The sequence below is a fragment of the Actinomadura fulvescens genome, from assembly GCF_039533225.1.
Lineage (GTDB): Bacteria > Actinomycetota > Actinomycetes > Streptosporangiales > Streptosporangiaceae > Spirillospora > Spirillospora fulvescens.
Window position 1 is genome coordinate 394,763 of the sequence record NZ_BAAATD010000010.1, and the last position, 7,027, is coordinate 401,789.

5 protein-coding genes and 1 pseudogene are annotated in these 7,027 nt (G+C 72.2%); 1 reads left to right on the top strand and 5 read right to left on the bottom strand.

The genetic code is table 11. The features are described 5' to 3' along the window. Positions 1-471: 471 nt before the first annotated feature. The 3 genes and pseudogenes from mptB to ABD333_RS33745 all read right to left on the bottom strand — a co-directional run. Positions 472-1,218, bottom strand: a pseudogene (mptB, locus tag ABD333_RS47840) (polyprenol phosphomannose-dependent alpha 1,6 mannosyltransferase MptB); the annotation flags it as partial. A 614-nt stretch (positions 1,219-1,832) separates the two neighbouring features. Beyond that, positions 1,833-2,564 (bottom strand): glycosyltransferase family 2 protein, encoded by a 732-nt coding sequence (locus ABD333_RS33740; protein WP_344546594.1) that lies wholly within the window; start codon positions 2,562-2,564, stop codon positions 1,833-1,835. A 142-nt stretch (positions 2,565-2,706) separates the two neighbouring features. Further along, complete coding sequence (locus tag ABD333_RS33745) at positions 2,707-3,042, bottom strand: STAS domain-containing protein (protein ID WP_344546595.1); 336 nt, start codon at positions 3,040-3,042, stop codon at positions 2,707-2,709. Positions 3,043-3,374: 332 nt separating this feature from the next. Between ABD333_RS33745 and ABD333_RS33750 the strand changes: the two genes are divergently transcribed. Then, the gene (locus tag ABD333_RS33750) at positions 3,375-3,746 is read left to right on the top strand and encodes a hypothetical protein (protein ID WP_344546596.1); all 372 of its coding nucleotides are present in this window, start codon (positions 3,375-3,377) and stop codon (positions 3,744-3,746) included. 50 nt (positions 3,747-3,796) lie between these two features. Here ABD333_RS33750 and ABD333_RS33755 read toward each other — a convergent pair whose 3' ends face one another. Next, positions 3,797-5,254 (bottom strand): hypothetical protein, encoded by a 1,458-nt coding sequence (locus tag ABD333_RS33755; RefSeq protein ID WP_344546597.1) that lies wholly within the window; start codon positions 5,252-5,254, stop codon positions 3,797-3,799. A 116-nt stretch (positions 5,255-5,370) separates the two neighbouring features. Continuing rightward, positions 5,371-7,027, bottom strand: a 1,657-nt coding sequence (locus ABD333_RS33760; protein ID WP_344546598.1) for an FG-GAP-like repeat-containing protein, incomplete at its 5' end; no start/stop codon positions are given.

The window sequence follows — 7,027 nt, forward strand, 5'->3', positions numbered from 1 at the left end:
CAGGTAGGCGAGGCTCAGCGCGCCGGTGTGCGCCAGCAAGATCCAGTCGAACCGCGACCACGGCAGGAATGCGAGTACCGCCCAGCCGAACCCGTCGTACCAGGGCAGCTCGTACGGCGCCGCGAACAGCCACGCCAGCACCAGCGCCGCCGCGATCCGCCTGCTCTCCCCGGTAAGGCCGTCACGTGGCAGACCGCGAGCGAGCAGCCAGATCAGCGCAACCGTCAGAGTCACGAAGCCGATCTTGATGATCGTGCGCTGGCCGCCACTGCCCAGCACCATGTCCACCAGGTGCCAGGGCGTGGCGAACGAGACCATGTTGCTGGCCTTCTCAAGCTGGTCGAACGCGTGTGGCCCGGCCATCACGAACGCGCCCAGCGCCGTCCCCGCAGCCGCGCCGAAGAGCACCACGAGCCGGAGCAGCGCACCACGCTCACGTCCCCGCACGCCCCGGCATGCCAGCACCCACGCGGGCCCGCCGCCCACCAGAGCGGCGGGCAGCTTGATCGCCGCCCCCGCGCCCACGAGCGCACCGGTCGCGACTACGCGCAGCACACCGGCGGCTTTACCACGGCGGGCCGAGTAGAGGGCCACCGCGGCGACCATCGGCGCGATCGCCAGGACATCGTTGTGCGCGCCCGCGACCAGGTGAAAGAGCAGCAGCGGGTTGCACGTCCACAGCAGGACGCCGCGCAGCCGCCGCTGCGGGCCTCCGGCGCTCCGATAGAGGATCAAGGCCGTGATCACGAAGGCCAAAGCGTTGGTGAGCGACAGCACGAAGACGGTCAGCCGCATCGACCCGCCGCCGACCCAGGACGCGAACGCCTCCTGAGCAGTCGCGATCGGGCCGTAGACCGACGGAGTCGACCGCCACTCCTCCACCGCGCCGATCACCGGGTCGCCGGGCAGGTCCACCGCCCGGGTCGTGTACGGGTCGTGCCCGGTGACCACCATGCGCCCGTACGCGGCGTAGTTGAGATGGTCGCCGGAGCCGATCGGCGGCAGAAAGCTGAACGCCGCCGTCGCCAGCAGACCGGCGACGAGCAGCGGGAACGGCCGAGGCCGCCAGCCGCGCCGGACAGCGGCGAAACAGAGCCCCAGGCCCGCCACCCCCGCCGCGATGCCCACGACCACGAGGCCGATCACCAGATAGGGCGACGGCTGCGCGGCGAACGAGTATGGAGGCTGCCCCGGCTCACCGGGCAGCGCGGGCTCCATGGCCGAGGGTCCGAGCAACGCAGTAAGCAGAAAGCACCCAACGCTCGACCCAAGAGCGATCAACCCACCCGCCCCAAGCCCACCCGCCCCCAGCACGCCCGCACCCGAGCCACCCGTGCCCGCCCCGCCCGCATCTGGCCCGTCCGTACCCGGCACGCCCGCACCAGACGCGCCCGTACCCGGCACGCCCGCACCCGAGCCGCCCGTACCTGGGGCGCCCGCACCTAGCCCACCCGCACCTAGCCCACCCGCATCTGGCGCGCCCGTACCTGGCGCGCCCGCACCCGAGCCACCCCCACCCGGCACGCCCGCATCTGGCCCGTCCGTACCCGGCACGCCCGCACCAGGCGCGCCCGCACCCGAGCCGCCCGTACCTGACACGCCCGCACCTAGCCCACCCGCACCTAGCCCACCCGCATCTGGCGCGCCCGTACCTGGCGCGCCCGCAGCTGAGCCGCCCCCACCCGGCACGCCCGGATCTGGCGCGCCCGCATCTGGCGCGCCCGCACCCGAGTCGCCCGTATCTGGTCCGGCCGTATCTGGCGCGCCCGCACCCGGGTCGGCCGTGTCTGGTCTGGCTGTGCCTGGGCGGCGGGGGGCGCGTCCGGGAGGTGTCACGGGCGGCGGCCGAGGAGGCGGCCCGCTCGTGCGACCACGGCGGGGTCGCGGACGGCCAGCGCGCGCGCCACGTCGCGGAACTGCCGCGCGCGGTGCAGCTGGGACCGCCAGTCGGTGCCGGTGGCGCGGTGCGTGAGCGGCACCTCGACCTCCCGCACCCGGAAACCCTGACGGAGCAGGTCGATGGTGAGCGCGGTCTCCACGCCGAACCCGGCGGCGAGCGGCCGGCCGGCCTCGAACGCGGCCCGGGTCAGGCAGCGTTGCCCGTTCAGCGGCGCGGTCGCCACCCAGCCCGTCGCGCGCCGGATGCCGTCCCGCGACAGCCGGATGACGAAGCCGTGGCCGCCCAGCTTGACCGTCGAGGTGAACACCGCGATGGTCATGTCCGCCTCGCCCGCCCGCACCGGCTCGACGAGCGGCGCGGCGTCCCGGGCGGTCTCGGCCAGATCGGCGTCCAGGAACAGCAGGTGGCGAGGCTGGTCACGGCCTTCGTCCAGCAACCGGACCGCCTCGGCGCCGCTCTCCATCGCGGCGCCCTTGCCACGGTTGCGGCTGTGCCGGACGACCCGTGCGCCGGCCGCGCGCGCCGCCTGGCCGGTGCCGTCGGCCGAGCCGTCGTCGACGACCACGACCAGGTCGGCGCCGGGCAGTTCGAGGGCGGCCTTGACGGTGGTCGCGATCCGCTCCGACTCGTCCTTGGCCGGAATGATCACCGCTACATCCTGCATAGTGGCGATCGTAGCGACGCAGCCCCGGAGCACATGACCGGAACAGGCGACGACCCGCGGGAGACGGGTCCCCGCGGGTCGTGAATCGATGGACGAACGGACGTGTCGGCGGCGCCGGCCGGGCTCCGGACGTACGGAACGGTCAGCCGGCGTCCATGGCGGGCACCGCGTCGGTCACGGAGAACACCGTGTCGAGCCCGGTGACCTGCAGGATGCGTTTGACGGCGGGACGGGGGGCGGCGAGTTCGAGCGTGCCGCCCTGTTCCTTGAGCCGCTTCATGGCGGCGAGCAGCACGTTCATGCCGGTCGAGTCACAGAACTCGACGCCACTCAGATCGACCACGATGCGGTCGACTCGATCGCGTAGCAACCCCGCCAGCGCGGTCTGCAGCCGGGGCGCGGTGTACAGGTCGAGTTCGCCGGTCGCTGTGACGACGGCGTGACCTCCCTGCGACGAAGTCGAGACGTTTAGCTCCACGTCCGGCACACTATCGGGCTGACGGCCACCGGGCCAGGGAGTTCGCCAACTCCCGTGTCGCTTCCTTGTGCCAAGGGCGGCGGGGACGGGCGTGTGCGCTGTGATTCGCGGATTACACGCGTTTTTGCCCGGATGATGGCCATATCGCTTGCTATCACCCCTATCACGACCACGATTCGGCGATGCCGATGGCCGGCCCGACACTTGGTCGTCACCGGTCCGTCCGAGTCGGAGATTCGGCCCTCATCGACGTCCGAAGTAAGGGAACCTGAACAGGTGAGACAGCGGCAGAGGCACGCGACGACCGTCGCACACCGGGGGGTGCGCCGCGGATGAAGGCCGATCGGCATACCGATCCACGAGAGACCCGGCTCCGGGAACGCCTGGAGGCGATCAGAGTCCGCTCAGAGAAGTCCAATTCGTGGCGTTCGTCCACGCAGTATCTGTCCCGCCTGGTCAACAGGACGGGTTTCGTACCGATCCGCACCCGGCTCTCCCGCGAGGACCTCACGTTCCTGGCCGGGGCCCGCGACGAGGTGATCGCGTTCGCCGAGCTCGGCATCCGCCTCCTCGACCTGCACCAGCCCCAGGACGCCGGCGGCATCACCAGCGATCCCGACAGCCCGATCCGCCGCTGCCGCGCCTGCATGTGGCGCTGGCCCTGCCCCACCTTCCGCGCCATAGCGGAGACCGTGGACCGCTAAAGACCCGCTCGCCCCTCCACGCACGCCGTACGTGGAGGGGCCAGTCGAGATCAGGCGCCGAGGCGCAGGCCGAGCTGGGCGCCCTTGCCGGACAGCTTGAACGAGCCGGGCCCGAACGCGAACGCCCCGGAGACCGGCACGACTCCGGAGGCGCGGCCCTTGACGAACGTCACCATGCCCTCGCCGCGGTTCTCGGTGGGCGCGCCAATGGTGAGGTCCGCGTGGCCGTCCCGGTTGTGGTCCAGCAGAGAGACCTGGGAGCCGAACCCGTCGTTCCGTTCGGATCCGCCGGGCACGCCACCGGTCGACTGCGACACCCACTGCGCGCCGCCGAGGCCCGTGGCCCGCCCGAACAGGACGAGCGCCGCACCCGAGCCGCCGGTGACGCCCGGCGCACCCACCGCTAGGTCGGCCTTCCCGTCCCTGTTGACGTCGCCCACGGCCACGTCGGCGCCGAACCGGTTGCCGTTGGCGCTGACACCCGGCACCCCGGCGCTGTCCAGGCCGATCGAATACCGCGCTACGGGCGTGATGCCGATCGGCGACCCCTTGAGCACGGTCACCTGGCCGCCCTTGTGGCCCGGGTCGAAACGCTGGCCGATCGCGATGTCGGCGTGCCGGTCACCGTCGAAGTCCGCCACCGCAGCGGACCCGACCTCCACCGAGACGTTCGACTGCATCGTGAGGACGTTGGCCGACTTGGCCGCCCACACGCTCACGTCGTTGCGGAACTCGACCGACGCCGGGTCATGCCACGTCAGGATGAGCTGGGGGTGCCCCTTGCGCAGCACGTCGCCCGCGTAGACGGCGGCGGTCACGACGCGCCGGGCGGCGGCCGCGCGGGATTGGCCTGGCAGCGACATGCGGTGGTGGGCCACGTCGGACACGGCGGAGCCGGGCGACCCGGCGTACCGGCGGTTCGGCTCAAAGCCGTACCAGCCGAATCCGTAGGACGAGCTATAGGCGAGGTCTGCGTAGCCGCCCTTGTTGAAGTCGCCCACGGCTACGGACAAGCCGACACGCTCGTTGCCGAAGGTGCCGTGCGTCGGGAGCACGAGGGTCCGCGTGGAAAGCCCGGACTTCGTTCCCCAGAAGACCATGAGCAGGCCGTTGTTCTTCTTGCCCGAGCCGTCCTCGTCCGGCGCGCTCACCACGAGGTCGGCGCGGCCATCACGGTTGAGGTCGCCGGAGGCCAGCGCATGACCGAAATGGTCGCCCGCCTCCGCCGCTCCCGGCACGCCGCCGGTGTCCTGCGAGAGGATCAGCCGCTTCTTGAGATTCAGTCCGCCGCGCGAGCCGTACGTCACGGTGACGAATCCGGCTCCCTTGGCCCGGCCGACCTTGCCGTTCGGACTGCCTATCGCGAGATCCCGGTAGCCGTCGCCGTTGAAGTCGTACGGCTGCGCGGGCGCCGCCGCGGACGCGGCCGGTGCGAGGACGACGAGTCCCAGTCCGGCCGAGCCCGTGATGGCGGCCGACAGGAGAACGCGGGAGACACGCGTACGCAAGGGTGAAACCTCCGGGAGAGCGCGCCTGTTTGACGCGATGTACAACAGTGACGCACTCCAGGATTTCCTGGTTTACCGGCTTCCGGAGATTTTCTTACGATCCGTTCGACACGGCTTCAGCGGCCGAGAAGCCCGCCCAGCCGGGCGTTCCTGCCCCGTGTACCGAACGTCGGCGAACCGACCGCGACCGCGCCGTGGGTGGTGAGACCCGCCGGGGCGCCGCGGACCACGGTAACGCCGCCGTCACCCCGGTCCTCGTCCGGGGCGCCCACCGCCAGGTCGGCCGCGCCGTCCCCGGTGTGGTCGAGCAGCGACACCTGGAAGCCGAAGTGGTCGTACTCCTCGGCGCCACCCGGTACGCCCGAGGTGTTCTGCGAGACGGTACGGGCGCCTCGGCCAGTGAGACCCTTAGGCGAGCCCAGCAGCAGGTAGGCGCGTCCGGCGTCGAACGTGCGACCGACGTCGGCCTTGGGAGCGCCCACCGCCAGGTCCGCGCGACCGTCCCGGTTAGCGTCACCGACGGCGAGCGAGTACCCGAAGACGTCCTCGTTGATGCCCAGCCCAGGGACACCGGAGGTGGCCTGGTCGATCGCGTACGAGCCGCCAAGGCCGAAGAGACCGCCGCGGTAGACCGTCACGCGTCCGCCGACGGACGGGCGGTCGTCGGTGTCACCGACCGCGATGTCGGCCCTGCGGTCACCGTTGAAGTCCCCCACGGCGAGGGCGTGCACGGTCGTGTAAACCGTCCTGCCCTTGGAGAAGCGGCCGTTCGCGGTGCCGTGGAAGACGGTGAAACCACGACGGTGCTCGATCTCCGGATCGTCCGCGTCGAACCACGCGTAGACCACGTCGCCGCGCCCGTCGCCGTTCACGTCCCCGGAGGCGAGCCAGGACCGGTCGACGTCGACGGCCGACAGCGTCCGGGCCCCGACCGCGCGAGCTCTGCCCGAGCCGAAGTAGAGCCACGTGTAGCTGCTGGTCCCGGGCACGGAGACGAACAGCTCCGGGGAGCCGTCACCCTGGATGTCTCCGACGGTGAGGGTCTCGCCGAAGCGATGCCGAGCTCCGCCACCGGCCTCGCCGTACGCACTCGCCCTGCTGCCCAATCCGGAACGCGATCCCCAAATGATCGTGACGTTGCCCGCGTTCGCCCGCCGCCCGGCGTCCTCCCCCGGCGCACCGACGGCGAGGTCGGCATAGCCGTCGCGGTTGAAGTCGGCCGAGACCAGCCCGCTCCCGAAATGATCGCCCGTCTCGGCGGCGCCGGGCACACCCGGGGTGTTCTGGCTGATCACCTTCTTGCGCCGGGTGTCGAGTCCCGAGCGTGAGCCGTGGACGACGCTGACGAAACCGGCGCCGCGCTTGCCCGCGACCGTGCCGTTCGGGCTGCCGATGGCAAGGTCACGACGGCCGTCGCCGTTGAAGTCATACGGGCGCGCGCCCGAACGCGCCGCACCCGCCGCAGCGGCGGCGGACGCGACAGCGGTCGACTCGGCAGCGGTCGACGCGGCAGCGGCAGGGGCGGCGGTCGACGCGGCAGCGGCAGGGGCGGCGGTCGACTCGGCAGCGGTCGGCTCGGCGGCGGGCGTCGCGACAGGGGCCATCGCGGCAGCCGTCGGCGCGGCAGCCGTCGGCGCGGCAGCCGTCGGCGCGGCGGCAGCCGACGCGGCAGCCGGCGACGCGGCAGCGGCAGGGGCAGCGGGCGGCTCGGCAGCGGTCGGCTCGGCGGCGGGCGTCGCGACAGGGGCCATCGCGGCAGCCGTCGGCGCGGCA

Coding starts and splice junctions, on each gene's coding strand:
- ABD333_RS33740 (WP_344546594.1), bottom strand. CDS start 2,564: ATGCAGGATGTAGCGGTGATCATTCCGGCCAAGGACGAGTCGGAGCGG.
- ABD333_RS33750 (WP_344546596.1), top strand. CDS start 3,375: ATGAAGGCCGATCGGCATACCGATCCACGAGAGACCCGGCTCCGGGAA.